We start from the raw sequence: 16667 nt of genomic DNA, 5'->3' as shown, positions 1-16667 counted from the left end.
TGCTGCTGCCGCGGCGACATCCTCCGGTGGTCCGCTGCGCGACGGGCACGGGACGGTCCGGCGGGTGAGCAAACTCACCCCCACGCTCGATCTCACACCTCTTGCGGAGCCGGCACAAGACTTCCTCGGGCGGGTCGGCGACCGGGGCGTACCGTCCCGGGGTGCCGGCCGTTATCGTGGGACCCCCATGGCGAAGATCTTCCAAGTGTCGGCCCGCGCGGGGATGACCCGCGTCGTCGAGCCGATCGCGCGCCGCCTGCTCCGCGCGGGCGTGACCCCGAACGCCGTCACCGTGACCGGCACCCTCGGGGTGCTCGTCGGCGCGCTCGGCCTCGGCGCCCGGGGCCACCTCGTCGCCGGCGCGCTCGTCGTGACGTTCTTCGCGCTCACCGACCTGCTCGACGGCACGATGGCCCGGATGAGCGGCGGCTCGACGCGGTTCGGCGCGTTCCTCGACTCGAGCATGGACCGCGTCGCCGACAGCGCCGTCTTCGGCGCGGTCGCCTACTGGCTGGCCACCGAGGGCGACCACGCAGGCGTCGCCGCCGCGCTGCTCTGCCTGGCCGCCGGGGGCCTCGTCTCCTACGTCAAGGCCCGCGCCGAAGGACTCGGGATGACCTGCAACGTCGGCATCGCCGAGCGCACCGAGCGGCTGCTCATCGTCGGCGTCGGCGGCCTGCTCACCGGCGTCGGCGTCCCGTACGCCCTCCAGGTCGCGCTCTGGCTGCTGGCCGCCGTCTCGATCTTCACCGTGGGCCAGCGGATGGCCCACGTCTACCGGCAGGCCCAGGCGAGCACGCCGAGCGGGTCCCGGGGGTGAACCTCACCGAGCTGGGCTACGTCGCCGGCTGGCGGCTGGCCCGCGCGCTGCCCCGGCCCGTCGTGGCCGCGGCCTTCCGGGCGGGCGCCGACCGCGCCCACCGCGCCGGCGGCGGGGGTACGGCCCGGCTGCGCGCCAACCTGCGCCGGGTCGTCGGCCCCGAGCTGCCCGAGGCGGAGCTGGACGACCTGGTCCGCCGCGGCCTGCGCTCCTACGCCCGCTACTGGATGGAGGCGTTCCGGCTGCCGGCGCTGAGCCGCGAGCAGATCCTCACCGGGTTCCGGCTCGCCCCCGACGGCGTCGACCGGCTCGCCGACGACGTGGCCGCCGGCCGGGGCGCGGTGGTGGCGCTGCCGCACGCCGGCAACTGGGACGCCGCCGGCGCCTGGGTGGCCGCCACCGGCTGGCCGATCACCACGGTCGCCGAGCGGCTCAGGCCCGAGGGCGTCTACCAGCGCTTCCTCGCCTTCCGCCGGGGCCTGGGCATGGAGATCCTGCCCACCCACGGCGGGGACCGCCCGGCCTTCGACGTGCTGGTCGACCGGCTGCGCAGCGGCGTGGTGGTGCCGCTGCTGGCCGACCGGGACCTCTCGGCCCGGGGCATCGAGGTCGACTTCTTCGGCGCGCGGACCCGGATGCCCGCCGGCCCGGCGCTGCTGGCCATCCGCACCGGCGCGCCGCTCTACGTCGCCTCGATGTGGTACGAACCGGACGCCGCGTGCGCCTCGATCGCCGGCCCGCTGCCCCTGCCCGACGCCGACAGCGGGCCGCTCGACCAACGGGTCCGGGCGCTGACCCAGCGCATTGCCGACGGTCTGTCGGCGGGCATCGCCCGGCATCCGGAAGACTGGCACATGTTGCAGCGGATGTGGCTGGACCAGCGCGGCGACGACGGGTCCCGGCCCGCCGCCGGCCCGCCGGCCGCCACCGGGACGGCCTGAGGCGAAGGGGCGCGGGAATGCGGATCGGCATCGTGTGCCCATACTCCTTCGACGTGCCCGGCGGGGTGCAGAACCACGTGATGGACCTGGCGGAGGCGCTGCTCGGGCTCGGGCACGAGGTGAGCGTCCTCGCCCCCGCCGACGAGGACTCCCCGCTGCCGCCGTACGTGGTGCCGGCGGGCCGGGCCGTGCCGTTGCCGTACAACGGGTCGGTGGCCCGTATCGCGTTCGGCCCGGTCTCCTCCGCCCGCGTCCGGCGCTGGATCGCCCGGGGCGACTTCGACGTGCTGCACGTGCACGAGCCGCTGACCCTGAGCCTGTCGATGCTGGCCGTGCTGTCGGCCAAGGGGCCGGTGGTGGCCACCTTCCACACCGCGATGACCCGTTCCCGGGTGCTCGCCGCCGCCCAGGGCGTGCTCCAGATCGTGCTGGAGCGGATCACCGCCCGCATCGCGGTCAGCGCGCTGGCCCGCAAGGTCCAGGTCGAGCACATGGACGGCGGCGCGGTGGAGATCCCCAACGGCGTCACCGTCGCCAAGTTCAGCCACGCGGCGCCGCTGCCCGGCTGGCCCGGGGAGTGCGGTCCCGGCGAGGGCGGCACGCTGGGCTTCCTCGGCCGGTTCACCGAGGCCCGCAAGGGCTTCCCGATCCTGCGCGACGCGTTCGTCGAGCTGGCCGCCGCCCGGCCCGGGCTGCGGCTGCTGGTCGCCGGGCCGGGCGACCCGGACGACCTGTTCGACCGGTTTCCCGCCCCGCTGCGTGACCGGGTCACCTTCCTCGGCCTGGTCTCCGAGGCCGACAAGGCGCGGATGCTGCGCAGCGTCCACCTCTACGTGGCCCCGAACACCGGCGGCGAGTCGTTCGGCATGATCCTCACCGAGGCCCTGGCCGCCGGCACGACCGTCGTGGCCAGCGACCTCGACGCGTTCCGCCGGGTGCTCGACGGCGGCCGGGCCGGGCAGCTCTTTCCCACCGGCGACGCCGTGGCCCTGCGGGCGGCCCTCGCGGGGCTGCTCGACGATCCGGCGCGGCGGGCCGAGCTGACCGCCTGCGGCGACCAGGTGGTGGCGCACTTCGACTGGCCCGTGGTCGCCCGCCGGGTCCTGGAGGTATACGCGGCGGCGATCGAGGCGACCGACGGGCGGGTCATCGACCAGGAGTGGGCGGGGCTCGGCTGACGTGTGTGACCGCGGTGGCTCCGTGACGGGAGTGACAGGCGCCGCGTCGGCCGCACCCCGGACGAGGCGAACGGAGCAGCACTACGATGCCGGGCATGTGGTGGGTGGTGGGCGCGAGCCTGGTCGTGGGGCTCGGCGCGGCGTACCTGATCTGGACCGCCGGCCGGGTCGAGCGGCTGCGCGTCCGCGCGGAGTCCGCCGCCCGGGCCCTCGACGCGCACCTGCTGCGCCGCGCCGCGGCGGCGGCCGTGCTGGCCGAGCGGCGCTACGGCGTCGAGCTGTACGCGGCGGCCCGGATCGCCCTCGACGCCGAGCCGCAGGACCGGGAGGCCGCCGAGAACGACCTCACCCGGCAGCTGCGGGCGGTGCGGCTGGACCCGACCGACCCGGACTGCGAGGCGGTGATCGCCGCGAGCCGGCGGCTCGCCCTGGCCCGCCAGGTGCACACCGACCTGGTGCGCGACGCCCGGTCGGCGCGCGGCCGGCCCCTGGTGCGGCTGTTGCGGATGGGGCGACGCCACCCCTGGCCGCGCTACTTCGACATCGACGACCCGACCCTGGAGCTCCCCGCCGACGTGCCCGCCTGAGGCGCGCCGGGCGGGGTGACGACGGCCACAGGCCAGGCCACCGTGGGTCTGATTGGCTGTCGGAGCGGCGTTGTGCCCGACGTAGCATTCAGCTAGCCGTCACCCCCCGAGCACGCCGAGGAGCGATGACCCGTGCCCGAAACCACCTCCCCGAACGCCAGCGCCACCCCCGTCGTCGGGACCGCCCGCGTCAAGCGCGGCATGGCCGAGATGCTCAAGGGCGGCGTGATCATGGATGTGGTCACCCCCGAGCAGGCCAAGATCGCTGAGGACGCCGGTGCCGTCGCGGTGATGGCCCTGGAGCGGGTCCCCGCCGACATCCGCGCCCAGGGCGGGGTGTCCCGGATGAGCGACCCCGACATGATCGACGGCATCATCAACGCCGTGTCGATTCCGGTCATGGCCAAGGCCCGCATCGGCCACTTCGTCGAGGCCCAGGTCCTGCAGGCCCTCGGCGTGGACTACGTCGACGAGTCCGAGGTGCTGACCCCGGCCGACTACGCCAACCACATCGACAAGTGGGCGTTCACCGTCCCGTTCGTGTGCGGGGCGACCAACCTGGGCGAGGCGCTGCGCCGGATCACCGAGGGCGCGGCCATGATCCGCTCCAAGGGCGAGGCCGGCACCGGCGACGTCTCCAACGCCACCATGCACATGCGCAGGATCCGCCAGGAGATCGCCCGGCTCGGCGCCCTGCCGGCCGACGAGCTGTTCGTCGCGGCCAAGGAGCTCCAGGCCCCGTACGAGCTGGTCCGGGAGGTCGCCGAGACCGGCAAGCTCCCGGTGGTGCTGTTCACCGCCGGCGGCATCGCGACCCCGGCCGACGCCGCGATGATGATGCAGCTCGGCGCGGAGGGCGTCTTCGTCGGCTCCGGCATCTTCAAGTCCGGCAACCCGGCGCAGCGCGCCGCCGCGATCGTGAAGGCCACCACCTTCCACGACGACCCGGACGTGCTGGCCAAGGTCTCCCGGGGCCTCGGCGAGGCGATGGTCGGCATCAACGTCGACGAGATCCCGCAGCCGCACCGCCTGGCCGAACGCGGCTGGTGACGTGCAAGGAAGGGCCCCCTGTTAACGCATTCTGCATAGGAAGGGCCCCTTCCTAACCAACCAGCCGACGAGAGGAGCGAACGTGACGGCAGCACCCGCCATCGGTGTGCTCGCGCTCCAGGGCGACGTCCGGGAGCACGTGGCGGCCCTGACCGGCGCGGGCGCGCACGCCCGCCGCGTACGCCGGCCGCAGGAGCTGGACGCGGTCGACGGCCTGGTCATCCCGGGCGGCGAGTCCACCACGATCAGCAAGCTCGTCGACATCTTCGACATGCGCGAGCCCATCGACAAGCGGATCGCCGCCGGCATGCCGGTCTACGGCTCCTGCGCCGGCATGATCATGCTGGCCGCCGAGGTGCTCGACGGCCGCCCCGACCAGCGGGGCTTCGCCGGCATCGAGATGACCGTGCGGCGCAACGCGTTCGGCCGGCAGGTCGACTCGTTCGAGGCTCCGGTGACGATCGCCGGGGTCGAGGGCGAGCCGTTCCACGCGGTGTTCATCCGGGCCCCCTGGGTCGAGCGGGTCGGCGCCGGCGTCGACGTCCTCGGCGAGGTGACCGAGGGGCCGGCCGCCGGGCGGATCGTCGCGGTCCGGCAGGGCAACCTGCTGGCCACCTCCTTCCACCCCGAGCTGACCGGCGACCTGCGGCTGCACCGCTACTTCGTGGACCTGGTCCGCGCCGCCTGAGCCGCGCCCGAGGGGCCCGCCCGGACGTCCGGGCGGGCCCCGGCGCGTCCGCCGCCGGGCGTGCCGGTGCCGGGTGTGACACCGCCGCGTGCCACCTCGGTAGGATTGCCGCGGTTCGGCAGGGCTCCGTGCCCGCCGCGGCCATCCACGCAGAGCCGACCGGCCCGTCGTACGCCGGTGGAGAAGTGGAGTTGGCGCGGGCAGTCGACGCAGGCGTGATCAACAGACGGAGGTAGCAGATGTCCGGCCACTCAAAGTGGGCGACCACCAAGCACAAGAAGGCCGTGATCGACGCCAAGCGCGGCAAGATGTTCGCCAAGCTGATCAAGAACGTCGAGGTCGCGGCCCGCACCGGCGGCGGCGACCCGGCCGGCAACCCGACGCTCTACGACGCCATCCAGAAGGCGAAGAAGAACTCCGTACCGAACGACAACATCGACCGGGCGGTCAAGCGCGGCTCCGGGCTGGAGGCCGGCGGCGCCGACTGGCAGACGATCATGTATGAGGGGTACGGCCCGAACGGCGTCGCGATGCTCATCGAGTGCCTGACCGACAACCGCAACCGGGCGGCGACCGAGGTGCGCACCGCGCTGACCCGTAACGGCGGCTCGCTCGCCGACGCCGGCTCGGTGTCGTACATGTTCTCCCGCAAGGGCGTGGTGATCGTCCCCAAGGCGGGCACCAGCGAGGACGACGTGATGCTGGCCGTCCTCGACGCCGGCGCGGAGGAGGTCAACGACCTCGGCGAGGCGTACGAGGTGGTCTCCGAGCCGGGCGACCTGATCGCGGTCCGCACCGCCCTGCAGGACGCCGGCATCGAGTACGAGTCGGCCGAGTCGTCCCTCATCCCCAGCGTCAACGTGCAACTGGACGAGGACGGCGCCCGCAAGGTCTTCAAGCTGATCGACGTCCTCGAAGACTGCGACGACGTGCAGAACGTATACGCCAACTTCGACGTCTCGGACGAGGTCATGGCGGCGGTCGGCTGAGCCGTGGCGGGCGGGGGCGGGCGGCGGTTCGCGCCGGGCGACGTGGTCGTCCGGCGGGAGATCCTGCGCGGTGAGGTCTGGTTCGGGGTCCCGACCGTCTGCGTCGTCGACTCCGCGGAGTTGCTCGCCCTCTACCTGCCCGGCGGTGCGGAGTTCGGCTTTCCCGAGCGCGGCAGCTTCCCGTGCGGGCGGCACCCGTGGCAGGTGGCCGGGCAGCGGGCCTGGCGCGGGCACGGCAAGCTGATGCTGCACCGCCCCGGGGAGGCGCACTCCGTCGACGTGTTCTGGACCGGGCCGGGGCGAAAGTTCGCCGGCTGGTACTTCAACCTCCAGGATCCGGTGCGGCGTACCCCGATCGGGGTGGACACCCTCGATCACGAGCTGGACCTGTGGTGGGCGGCGGACGCCGACCGGTACGTCTTCAAGGACGTGGAGGTGTTCGCCCAGCGCCTGGCCGAGGGGCGGTACCCGGGGATGGCGGACGCCATCCGCGCGGAGGGCGACCGGATCGCCGCGCTGCTCGACGCGGGGGAGCGCTGGTGGGACCCGGCCTGGGCGCGCTGGCACCCGGACCCCGCCTGGCCGGTGCCGACGTTGCCGGCCGGCTGGGAGGCCGTGCCCTGGTGAGCCCGGCCGACGCCCCGGCGTCGTGGCCGTCGGCGAGCCCGGGCCGGGCCGCGGGTGGCGGACCGGCCCGGGACGGGCGCTGCCGGGCGGTCAGGCCGTCCGGCGGCGGGCCTGCGCGGCGATGGCCACGGTGTTGCGCACCAGCGACGCCACCACCGCCACCAGCGCCACCGTGTAGACGAGGTCGAGGTTGGCGCCGTCGCGTAGCCAGTCGACGCGCTGCGCGAACTCGGGGTTGAGCAGCCGGTCGGTGAGGACGAGCCACGCCACCGGCGCCGCGAACGCCAGGTCGAGGGTGACCTTCGCGGCGACCAGCGGCCAGGTCCAGCGGCCGGCCCGGTGCCGGACCACCTGCAGGACGATCTCGGCGACCAGCACGGCGATGAGCGCCGGCAGCCAGAACCGCCACAGCGCGGGGTCGAGCACCGGGACGTGGTCGCCGCCGTCGTCGCGCACCCAGGACCGGAAGTGTTGCCAGGGCAGGAACGCGATCAGGAGCACCAGGGCCGCGATCGACACCGCCGTGTCGGCGAGCGGGGCGCCGCGCCCGGCCGGGCGGTCCTCGGGCAGTTGGTCGACGGTCCACCGGGGCAGGTCGAGCGGCAGGCTCAGCCGCTCGACGACCGCGAAGGTGAGCGTGACCCAGAAGGCGACCTGGACCACCACCTCGATGCCGGTGGTGACGCCGGCGCCGATCGCCGAGCCCACGCTGCCGCCGTCGACGGCGGCGAGCACGGCCACCAGGGCGCCGATGGCGATCGGCACGGTGGCGAGCAGCAGCCGCAGCAGCCGCCGCCAGGCCAGGTAGTAGGTGGGGCCGATGAGCTGGAGGCGATGGTCGGCGTACCGGGCGGCCAGCCGCTCGGGGTTGCCCAGCTCGGTGAGCACCTCGCGCTCGGCGGTCTCGCGGTCCTGGCCGGCGTCGGTGCGTCCGTCGATCATGTCGGCGATGGAGGCCCGCAGCTCGTCGGCGATCTCCGCCCGGCGCGGGGCCGGCACCGCCCGCAGCGTGGCGGCGAGATAGCGGTCGGTCAGGGAACTCATCGGGCCACTCCTTCGATCAGGCCGGTGAGGGATCTCTGCACGGCGGAGAAGTCGGCGAGCAGCAGGCGCAGCACCGTTTCCCCCTCGTCGCTGGTCCGGTAGAACTTCCGGGGCCGGCTCTCCTCGGTGTTCCACTCGCTGGTCAGCAGGCCCTGCTCCTCCAGCCGGCGCAGCAGGGGGTAGAGCGTGTTGGCGTCCACAGGGAAGCCGTGGTCGGTGAGCCGCTGGAGCAGGGCGTAGCCGTAGTCGGGCCGGCGCAGCGCGACCAGGCTCGCCACCACCACCGTGCCCCGGCGCAGCTCCTGGAGATGGGTACGCAGGATGTCGTCGCTTACCACGACTCATACGATAGTGTGTGGCACACAATATTGCCACCCGGCACTGCCCCCGCCGGCCACGACCCGAGCCGCCGTCCGGCATCGCCGAGGCGACCGGCGTCGGCCGGCCTCCTGTCGCCGCGGGGGTGTGCCGGCGGGGACGGACTAGCCGGAGGCGACGGTCACCAGGTCACCGGCAGGGTGTCCACTCCGTAGACCGCGCCGAAGGGCCGGAAGGCCGGCTCCGTGTCCGGTTCGGCCAGGGCGAGGCCGGGGAACCTTCGCAGCAGCGCCGGAAAGGCGAGGCGCATCTGTAGGCGCGCCAGGGGCGCTCCCAGGCAGCGGTGCACGCCGTGGCCGAAGGCCACATGCCCCGGGGCTGCCCGGGTGACGTCGAGCCGGTCGGCGTCCCGGACGAAGGCCCGGTCCCGGTTGGCCCGGGGCAGCGAGACCAGCACCGACGAGCCGGCGGGGATGGTGTGACCGGCGAGGCGTACCTCGGTGGTCGTGGTGCGTCCGGTGATCGACACGACCGACAGGAAGCGCAACAGCTCCTCCACCGCCGCCTGGGCCGTCGCGGGGTCGTCACGCACGATGGCGAGCTGATCCGGGTGTTGCAGGAGCGCCAGGGTGCCGAGGCCGAGCATGCCCGAGGTCGTCTCGTGGCCACCGATCAGCAACGAGGCCACGATGCCGACCACCTCGTCCGTGCTGAGCTGGGCATCCTGCTCGCGCACGAGCATTCCCAGCAGGTTCTCGCCGGGCGCGGCCCGGGCCCGGGTGACCAGCTCCGCCAGGAAGCGCCGGTTGTCGGCGTGCGCCGCGGTGTGCTGTTGCGGCGTCAGCGACAGGTCCATCAGGCGGGTGAACCGGTCGGTCATCTCGGCGTGGTCGTCCCCCTCGACTCCCACCAGCTCGCAGATCACCAGCAACGGGACCGGCAGGGCGAAGTGTCGTACGAGGTCGGCCGGCTTGCCGGCGCGCTCCAGGTCGTCCAGCGCGCCGTCCACGATGGCGGCGATCCTCGGCTCCAGGCGCTTGAGCCGGCGCGCCGTGAACTGTGCGGTCATCGTGCGCCGCAGGCGGGTGTGCTCCGGCGGATCGAACAGCAGCATGGTCCCGGCCTGTAACCGCTTGCGCTCCTCGTCGTCGAGGTGCGCTCCGATCGAGCGGGGCAGTACGCTGGTGAACCGCTGCGGATCGGACAGCACCTGCCGGGCGTCCTCGTGGCGGCAGACAAGATAGGCGGGCGCGCCGCCGGGCAGGGTGACCTGGACGACGCGCTCGGTCTCGAGGATCTCGTCCAGCTCCTTGCCCGGGTGCAACCCGCAGCGCCGCATGTACAGCGGCACCTCCAGTGCTTCGGTCATCACGGCCCCCTCCGTAACGGATCGTAGCGAGGAGGCTACTATAGATGCCTACTGATCCTTCGATGTCGGGGTCCACATCATTCGCATCATTTGCGTTTTTCGTTATCAATAGACGGGCGTCATCGTGCCGGCTGGTGCGCCACGACGTGCCGTCGACGCCCGGCCGGTTTCCCTTTCAGCGCGGTTTTAGGGAGCGTCACTGTACTGAGTTGGCCCACGACGACGTTGTCCTGCGTTCGACAACCATGCGAGGTCAATCCGTGCGAATTCTGTTCACCTCGATGGCGGTTCGCTCCCACCTGTATCAACTCGCCCCGCTGATCTGGGCATGCCGCACGGCCGGTCACGAGATACGGGTTGCCTCGCAGCCCGAGCTCACCGAGGCGACGGTCGGCTTGGGGCTGCCCGCGGTCGAGGTCGGCCACGGCTACGACATGCTGGAGCAGCTGGGCAGGAGACAGCAGGCCGAGCGTTACAAGGAGAGCCTCGGGCCCTCCGTGCCGGTCGACGAGCGCCGCCGGATACAGCAGGAGTCGCTGCGGCCACTCGTCGAGACGGTCACCGTGATGGCGCCGGACCTCGTGCGCTTCGCGCAGCGCTGGGAGCCGGATCTCGTGATCACCGACCCGCTGATGCTGGCTGCTCCGCTGCTGTCGCAGACCGTGGGCGTTCCGCTGGTGCGTCACCTCACGGGCCCCGACCTGCTGCGCCGCCTGTGCCCGGTGCAGGGGCAGCCGACCACCGGCGAGGAACGGGAGCAATGGCCTGCCGGGTTGGTCGAGCTGTACGACCGGTACGGCGTCGAGGTCCGCGACGACCATCCGGTGCGGACGGTCGACCCGTGGCCGGGCAGCCTGCAGTTGCCCGACGTCGTCGGCCGGATCCCCACCCGTTTCGTGCCCTACAACGGCGCGGCTGCTGCCCCAACGTGGGTCCTGGAGCCGCCCTCCCGGCCCCGGGTGTGTGTGACCTGGGGCACGACGACCACGAGGCTCGGCGCGGACGACACCGTCCTGGCCCGGGTCGTCGGCGCTCTGGCGGGCCTCGACGTCGAGGTCGTCCTCGCGGTGGTGCGTGCGGACCGGGAGCGCCTGGGCTCGCTGCCGGACAACGTGCGCGTGGCCGACAACGTGCCGATCAACCTCTACGTGGAAACGTGTGGCGCGGTCGTCAACGCGGGCGGCGCCGGCTCGGTGCTCACCGCGGCGTGCTACGCCGTGCCGCAGGTGATGCTGCCGCAGTCCTCGGACACCCCGGGCGTGGCGTTCAACTTCAGTGCCTCGGGGGCCGGCGTCATGCTGGATGCCACGACGGCCGACACCACCACCATCGCGTCGGCGGTCGACGCGGCGCTCACGGACGGCAAGATCCGGGATGCCGCCGAGCGGCTGCGGGAGGAGATCGCCGCCACCCCGTCTCCGGCGGACGTGGTGCAGGTTCTGGAGCAGCTCGGGTGAGGACCCCGTCCCGGGCGGGGTGCGTTCGGTGCTTTTAGCGCTCGACTAGCCCGCCGTTAGGGCGTACGCCCAAGCTTCGTACTGGCAGACCGGGCGGTCGGCGACAGCGGGCGAGGACTCGATTCCGATTCCCGGTAGACCTGATCAACACCCTCGACTTCCCGGCGACAGCGTCGGAGGACGGCTATGGAGGTACCCATTCATGGGCGAGGACAAAGACGCCATTCTTGAGCTGGTACGGAAATACCACCGGGACCAGGTCGTCGACGCATTCGTGCCGGGGACGACCCCGGTCCTCACCTCCGGGGCCGTGCTGGAGGAGAGCGATCGTGTCGCCCTGGTCGAGGCGGCGCTGGAAATGCGGATCGCGGCGGGCCCGAGCGCGCGCCGTTTCGAGCGGGAGTTCTCGCGCTACTTCGGGCTCCGCAAGGCGCATCTGACGAACTCGGGGTCGTCGGCGAACCTGCTGGCGCTCAGCGCGCTCACGTCACCGCAGTTGGGAGACGCGCGGTTGCGCCCCGGCGACGAGGTGATCACCGCTGCCGCCGGATTCCCCACGACCGTCAACCCCGTCCTGCAGAACGGCTTGAAGCCGGTGTTCGTCGACGTCGAACTGGGGACCTACAACCCGACCCCGGAACGTATCGCCGAGGCGATCGGGCCGCGTACCCGGGCCATCATGACCGCGCACGCCCTCGGCAACCCCTTCGCGGTGGCCGAGGTCGCCGCGCTGGCCCGGGAGCACGACCTGTATCTGATCGAGGACAACTGCGATGCGGTCGGATCGCTGTACCAGGGTCGGCTGACCGGCACCTTCGGGCAGTTCGCCACGGTGAGCTTCTATCCGGCGCACCACATCACCTTCGGCGAGGGCGGCTGCGTCCTGACCAACGACCTGGCGCTGGCCCGGCTGGTGGAGTCGATCCGTGACTGGGGACGCGACTGCTGGTGTGAACCCGGCGAGGACGACAGGTGCCTCAAGCGCTTCGACCAGCAGCTCGGCTCCCTGCCGCGCGGCTACGACCACAAGTACATCTTCTCCCACGTCGGATACAACCTGAAGAGCACGGACCTGCACGCCTCGATCGGCCTGTCCCAGCTTCAGCGGATCGACGAGTTCGGTGAGGCGCGGCGGCGCAACTGGCGTCTGCTGCGGGACGGGCTCGACGGGCTGGACGGCCTGCTGCTGCCGGAACCGACGCCGGGCTCGGACCCGAGTTGGTTCGGCTTCGTGCTGACGGTGCAGCCGGACGCGCCGTACACCCGGCAGGAGCTCGTCGCCTTCCTGGAGGGGCGGCGCATCGCCACCCGCCGGTTCTTCGGCGGCAACCTGACCCGTCACCCCGCGTACGCGGACGTCGAGTACCGGATCGCGGGCGACCTGTCGGTCAGCGACATCATCACCCAGCACACCTTCTGGATCGGCGTGTATCCCGGCATCACCGGCGAGATGATCCAGTACGTGGTCGACTCGATCCGCGAGTTCGTGGCAAAGCATCGGTGAGAGCGGGGGGCCAGGCAGCGGAGAGCGGGCGGGAAGCGGCGGCGGCATCCTCGTCGCCGCCCTCCGGCCGCCCTCCGGTGTCGCGCCGGCAGCGTGGTCGGCGCGCCGGTGCCCGCCGCGCCGACCGAGGGTCGCGCCGACGCGGGAGCGGACGGATCCGAGGGTCAGGGTCGCGGCGGCGTCGCCGCCGTCCCCGCGGCGGCCCGGCCAAGCTGATCCCGCATCGTCACGAGAGCCTGCTCGATCGGGGAGAACCGGATACCGAGCACCCGGGCGGCGCGCTCGTTGGAGATGTTGAGGTAGCGGGGGTAGGGGCGGCCGGCGGCGCGCTCGTAGTCGGCGTAGCGCCCGGGCCGCAGCTGCGAGCCGTCCAGGCCGAAGGTGCGGGCCACCAGCACCGCGAGGTCGTAGGGCGAGAGGCTGGTGCTGCCCGCGCAGTGGAACAGCCCCTCGGGGGGCCTCAGCTCGGCGACCCGGTCGACCGCCGCGACGAACTCGTCGACGAAGACCGGGCTCACCAGCGTGTCGCAGAACATCGGCGGGGTCCGCCCGGCGGTGAGCCCGCTGATGATCTTGCGGACGATGTCCTCCCGACGCAGGCAGCGGGCCCGGAAGGGAAACGAGGGCCGGAGGATGGAGAACTGGCACCCCGACTCGCGCACCTCGCCCTCGGCCCAGTACTTCGTCCGGCTGTACCAGTCCCGCGGCGCCGGCACGTCCGACTCCCGGTAGGGCGTCTCCTCGGCCCCGCTGAAGACGTAGTCGGTGGAGACGTGGACGAGGTACTTGCCGTTCTCCCGGCAGGCATCCGCGAGATTCCGCGTCCCGTCGACGTTCACCCGGTAACAGGATCCGTCGCGGTCACCGCTCTGCGCGTGGGCGGCGGCGAGATCGGTGAACGCGGCGAAATGGACGACGACCTCGGCCGGTGTCCGCGCGACCGCCCGGTGCACGGCGGCGGCGTCGGTCACGTCGCAGTCCAGCGCCCGCCATCCGTGCGGTGTGCCCAGTTCCACGGCGCGCTCGCCGACCATTCCGCGCAACCCGGTGCCGGCGCGCGGCCACGCCTTCTTCGTACCCATCGGTCCTCCCGTCACCACACCGGCCTGCGCGCGACGCGGGCGGCGTCGGGTGGACGCCTCCCGCCCCACGGGTCAGGGTTCGAGGGAGAGCGCCCGGGCCGGGCAGAGGGCGACCGCGGTCTCGACCGCCTCCGCCGTCTCCGGAGTCGGCCGATCCGTGTTCAGCTGCACCATGCCGTCCTCCTCGCTCTGCCGGAAGACGCTCGGCTCGGTCAGTACGCACTGACCGGCCCCGATGCAGGCGTCCCGCTCGACAACGATGCGCATGTCCTTCGCCTCCGCCTCACGGTCCAGCCGACGACTCACCACTGGACGGGCAGCTCGTGGAGGCCGTACGTGTTGGAGTCGAACTTGAACGGCAACTCCGCCAGGGGCTTCGCCAGGCGCAGGCCGGGCAGCCGGGTGAACAGCGTGGTGAAGACGATCTCCAGCTCGGCGCGGGCCAGGTTCTGCCCGAGGCACTGGTGGATGCCGTAGCCGAAGGCCATGTGATGCCGCGTGCCCCGGTGGATGTCCAGCTTGTCGGGCTGTTCGAAGATGGTCTCGTCCCGGTTGGCCGACCCGAGGCAGAGCAGCACGCCGTCGTGCGCCCGGATCGTCACACCCTCGATCTCGATGTCCTCCTTGGCCACGCGGACCAGGACGTCCGAGATGGTGAAGTACCTCAGCAACTCCTCGACGGTGCGGCCGATGAGGCTCGGATCGGCCCTCAGCTCGGCCAGGACGTGGGGGTTCTCCAGCAGGCCCGTGGTCCCGAGCGAGATCATGTTCGCGGTCGTCTCGTTGCCGGCGACCAGCAGGAGATAGGCCATGTGCAACAGGCCCTGGTGGGTGAAGACCTTCGTCTCGCGGTTGTTGACGATGAGGCGGCCCAGCAGGTCGTCCGTCGGTTCGCGGTCCTTCTCGATGAGCAGGCCGTTGATGAAGATGGCCAGTTCCATCATGGCGGTCCGGCGCTCCTCGGGACTGGTCGTCCTGCCGAGCATCTTGGATGCGCGCACGTGGAAGAACTCGCGGTCGGGCGGGTTCACTCCGAGCAGTTCCGACAGCACCTGGGACGGCACGCTCACCGCCACCGTGCTGACCAGGTCACTGCCGGGGCCGGCCGCGATCAGCTCGTCGATGCAGCCGTCCACGATCTCCTGGATGCGGGGGCGCATCTCCTGGATGCGGCGGACCGTGAACTCGGCTATGACGGAGCGGCGCGGCGCGGAGTGCTCCGGCGGATCGAGCCCGACCAGCGTGTTGACGGGCTCGTGCGGGGTGTCGATGTCCTCCGGGCGCAGCGGCGCCAGCATCGGCAGGTTCGGGTGGGTGTGGTCCGAGCTGATCCGCGGATCGGTGACCAGCGCGCGCACGTGGGCGTAGCTGGTGACCAGCCACGCCTTCTGCCCGCTGGGCAGGGCGACCTGGGTGACCGGACGCTCCCGGCGCAATCGCGCGTAGGCCGGCGCGGGGTCGAGAGCGTGGCCACGTGGCATCGGGAAGTCGGGCACGTCGGGAAGGTCGCCGACGTGCGCTGCCGTCGTGGCCTCGGTCATGGTCAACTCCTGTTTCGGGACGCTGCGGAATTCCGGCGGGCGCACGATAATTGCATTGAATTGCCTTTGCTTGCGGCGACGGCAATCTTATCGGCGGCAGCTAAAATGCTGCTAATTTTCCCATCGGATCGATCGGTAAGGACAAATGGCCGAGATGTTTGCTAGCTTTGCCGTTGTTGTTGTTCCTCAGCAGGGTGCAGCGAGACCGTGCGCGGTCCGACGTGGGAGGCGCGATGAGTGCCGATGAGCTTGTCCGGATGCCGCTGTTCACCGACGGCGGGGCCGAGATCCTCGAGTGGATGAAGGGAATGCGCGACGACCGGCCGGTCTGGCGCGACGAGCACAACCGGTACTACGTCTTCCGGTACGCCGACGTCCAGGCGGTGTTCTCCGACCCGGCCCGTTTCTCCTCCAACATCGGCCGGCTCATGCCGGTCTTCGGCGCGGAGAAGCTCAGCGCCAATCTGCCCTGGCAGGATCCGCCCGACCACCGCCGGCTGCGTCAACTGGTCAGCCAGGCGTTCACGCCGAAGACGGTCGCCGGGATGCGACCGCGCATCGGCGAGGTGGTGGGCCAGTTGCTCGCCGACGCGTCCGGCGACGAGTTCGACTTCGTGGAGCAGCTCGCGTACCCGCTGCCGGTGATCGTCATCGCCGAGCTGCTCGGCATCTCCCCTGGTGACCGGGCGTTCTTCCGCCGGTGCGCCGATCGGCTGCTCGGCATCGGCGCGGAGAAGGGGGAGTCGGAGCAGAAGGTGGTCGAGGCCATCGCGGAAGCCACCAAGGAGCTCGACGAGTACCTGCTCGCCGAGGTCCGGCAGCGGCGCGCGAAGGGATCGGCCGACGACGTCCTCGGCGCCCTGGCCGCCGCCGAGCTCAACGGCGAACGACTGACCGACCTGCAGGTGGCCACGTTCGCCGCGCTGCTGCTGAACACCGGGCACATCACCACCACCCTGCTGCTGGGCAACACCCTGCTGTGCCTCGACGACAACCCGGACGCCGAGGCCCGGATCAGGGCGGACCGCTCCCTGGTCCCCGCGGCGCTGGAGGAGGTCGTACGCCGCCGGCCGCCGTTTCCCCGGGCCTGCCGCATCGCCACCACGGAGGTGGAGGTCGCCGGCGAGGTCATCCCGGCCGACGCGTTCGTCATGCCGTCGATCCTCTCGGCCAACCATGACGAGCGGCAGTTCGAAAAGCCCGAGGAATTCGACATCCGGCGTGACCCCAACCGGCATTTCGGGTTCGGTCACGGGATCCATTTCTGCCTGGGCGCCCCGCTGGCCAGGCTGGAGACCGAGATCGCGCTGGACCGGCTGCTGACCGAGTTCACCGACCTGCGGATCAGCGCGGATCCCGTTTTCCACCCGTCGGAGTTCTACGGGGTCAAGGAGATGACGGTATCCGTCCGGAGGCCATGACGACGGGAACGGACGGGTCCGGTAAGCACGGCGAGAGCCGCATCCACCGGA

At 71.9% G+C, this 16667-nt stretch carries 17 protein-coding genes; 11 read left to right on the top strand and 6 right to left on the bottom strand.

Annotation, left to right across the window (positions count from 1 at the left end; genetic code table 11):
* The first annotated feature begins 187 nt into the window (after nt 1-187).
* The 8 genes from pgsA (at nt 188) to ACFYWL_RS24005 (ending at nt 6880) form a co-directional block, all read left to right on the top strand.
* Nucleotides 188-820, top strand: coding sequence for a phosphatidylinositol phosphate synthase (gene pgsA / locus ACFYWL_RS24040; RefSeq protein WP_074475966.1), 633 nt, complete (start codon nt 188-190; stop codon nt 818-820).
* A complete protein-coding gene (locus ACFYWL_RS24035) occupies nt 817-1761 on the top strand; it encodes a phosphatidylinositol mannoside acyltransferase (RefSeq protein ID WP_386976551.1) in 945 nt (314 codons plus the stop codon). The genes pgsA and ACFYWL_RS24035 overlap by 4 nt, the downstream gene beginning before the upstream one ends.
* 17 nt (nt 1762-1778) lie before the next feature.
* Nucleotides 1779-2939: a glycosyltransferase family 4 protein gene (locus ACFYWL_RS24030; RefSeq protein WP_386976548.1), complete on the top strand. Its 1161-nt coding sequence runs from the start codon at nt 1779-1781 to the stop codon at nt 2937-2939.
* 95 nt (nt 2940-3034) lie between these two features.
* Nucleotides 3035-3526, top strand: a complete 492-nt coding sequence (locus ACFYWL_RS24025) for a hypothetical protein (protein ID WP_386976545.1) — start codon at nt 3035-3037, stop codon at nt 3524-3526.
* Between the two features lie 132 nt (nt 3527-3658).
* Complete coding sequence (gene pdxS / locus ACFYWL_RS24020) at nt 3659-4576, top strand: pyridoxal 5'-phosphate synthase lyase subunit PdxS (RefSeq protein ID WP_386976542.1); 918 nt, start codon at nt 3659-3661, stop codon at nt 4574-4576.
* An 82-nt stretch (nt 4577-4658) separates the two neighbouring features.
* Nucleotides 4659-5264 carry a pyridoxal 5'-phosphate synthase glutaminase subunit PdxT gene (gene pdxT / locus ACFYWL_RS24015; RefSeq protein ID WP_386976539.1) on the top strand — a complete coding sequence of 202 codons (606 nt, stop codon included), beginning with the start codon at nt 4659-4661 and terminating at the stop codon, nt 5262-5264.
* 239 nt (nt 5265-5503) lie between these two features.
* Complete coding sequence (locus ACFYWL_RS24010; protein ID WP_386976536.1) at nt 5504-6253, top strand: YebC/PmpR family DNA-binding transcriptional regulator; 750 nt, start codon at nt 5504-5506, stop codon at nt 6251-6253.
* Between the two features lie 3 nt (nt 6254-6256).
* Complete coding sequence (locus ACFYWL_RS24005) at nt 6257-6880, top strand: DUF402 domain-containing protein (RefSeq protein ID WP_386976533.1); 624 nt, start codon at nt 6257-6259, stop codon at nt 6878-6880.
* Nucleotides 6881-6970: 90 nt separating this feature from the next.
* Here ACFYWL_RS24005 and ACFYWL_RS24000 read toward each other — a convergent pair whose 3' ends face one another.
* From ACFYWL_RS24000 to ACFYWL_RS23990, 3 genes are all read right to left on the bottom strand, one after another.
* Nucleotides 6971-7924: a permease prefix domain 1-containing protein gene (locus ACFYWL_RS24000; protein WP_386976530.1), complete on the bottom strand. Its 954-nt coding sequence runs from the start codon at nt 7922-7924 to the stop codon at nt 6971-6973.
* The gene (locus ACFYWL_RS23995) at nt 7921-8262 is read right to left on the bottom strand and encodes a PadR family transcriptional regulator (protein WP_386976527.1); all 342 of its coding nucleotides are present in this window, start codon (nt 8260-8262) and stop codon (nt 7921-7923) included. Before ACFYWL_RS23995 ends, ACFYWL_RS24000 begins: the two co-directional genes overlap by 4 nt.
* A 161-nt stretch (nt 8263-8423) precedes the next feature.
* Nucleotides 8424-9611, bottom strand: coding sequence for a cytochrome P450 (locus ACFYWL_RS23990; RefSeq protein ID WP_386976525.1), 1188 nt, complete (start codon nt 9609-9611; stop codon nt 8424-8426).
* A gap of 134 nt (nt 9612-9745) precedes the next feature.
* Here ACFYWL_RS23990 and ACFYWL_RS23985 point away from each other — a divergent pair, with 134 nt between their 5' ends.
* Together ACFYWL_RS23985 and rfbH are read left to right on the top strand one after the other, a co-directional pair.
* Nucleotides 9746-11068, top strand: coding sequence for a nucleotide disphospho-sugar-binding domain-containing protein (locus ACFYWL_RS23985; RefSeq protein ID WP_386976522.1), 1323 nt, complete (start codon nt 9746-9748; stop codon nt 11066-11068).
* 202 nt (nt 11069-11270) lie between these two features.
* Nucleotides 11271-12572 (top strand): lipopolysaccharide biosynthesis protein RfbH, encoded by a 1302-nt coding sequence (rfbH, locus tag ACFYWL_RS23980; protein ID WP_386976519.1) that lies wholly within the window; start codon nt 11271-11273, stop codon nt 12570-12572.
* A 164-nt stretch (nt 12573-12736) separates the two neighbouring features.
* Here the strand turns inward: rfbH and ACFYWL_RS23975 are convergent, their stop codons facing one another.
* The 3 genes from ACFYWL_RS23975 to ACFYWL_RS23965 form a co-directional block, all read right to left on the bottom strand.
* On the bottom strand, nt 12737-13654 hold the full coding sequence (locus ACFYWL_RS23975) for an SDR family oxidoreductase (RefSeq protein WP_386976516.1): 918 nt from the start codon (nt 13652-13654) through the stop codon (nt 12737-12739).
* 72 nt (nt 13655-13726) lie between these two features.
* Nucleotides 13727-13921, bottom strand: coding sequence for a ferredoxin (locus ACFYWL_RS23970; RefSeq protein ID WP_386976513.1), 195 nt, complete (start codon nt 13919-13921; stop codon nt 13727-13729).
* A 35-nt stretch (nt 13922-13956) separates the two neighbouring features.
* Entirely contained in the window at nt 13957-15195 is a 1239-nt protein-coding gene (locus tag ACFYWL_RS23965) for a cytochrome P450 (RefSeq protein WP_386976510.1), read from the bottom strand.
* A 233-nt stretch (nt 15196-15428) separates the two neighbouring features.
* Between ACFYWL_RS23965 and ACFYWL_RS23960 the strand changes: the two genes are divergently transcribed.
* On the top strand, nt 15429-16616 hold the full coding sequence (locus tag ACFYWL_RS23960; protein ID WP_386976507.1) for a cytochrome P450: 1188 nt from the start codon (nt 15429-15431) through the stop codon (nt 16614-16616).
* Nucleotides 16617-16667 lie beyond the last annotated feature (51 nt).

It is taken from the genome of Micromonospora sp. NPDC002575, assembly GCF_042889525.1.
GTDB classification, from domain to species: domain Bacteria; phylum Actinomycetota; class Actinomycetes; order Mycobacteriales; family Micromonosporaceae; genus Micromonospora; species Micromonospora carbonacea.
This window is presented reverse-complemented; position numbering and strand designations above follow the sequence as displayed.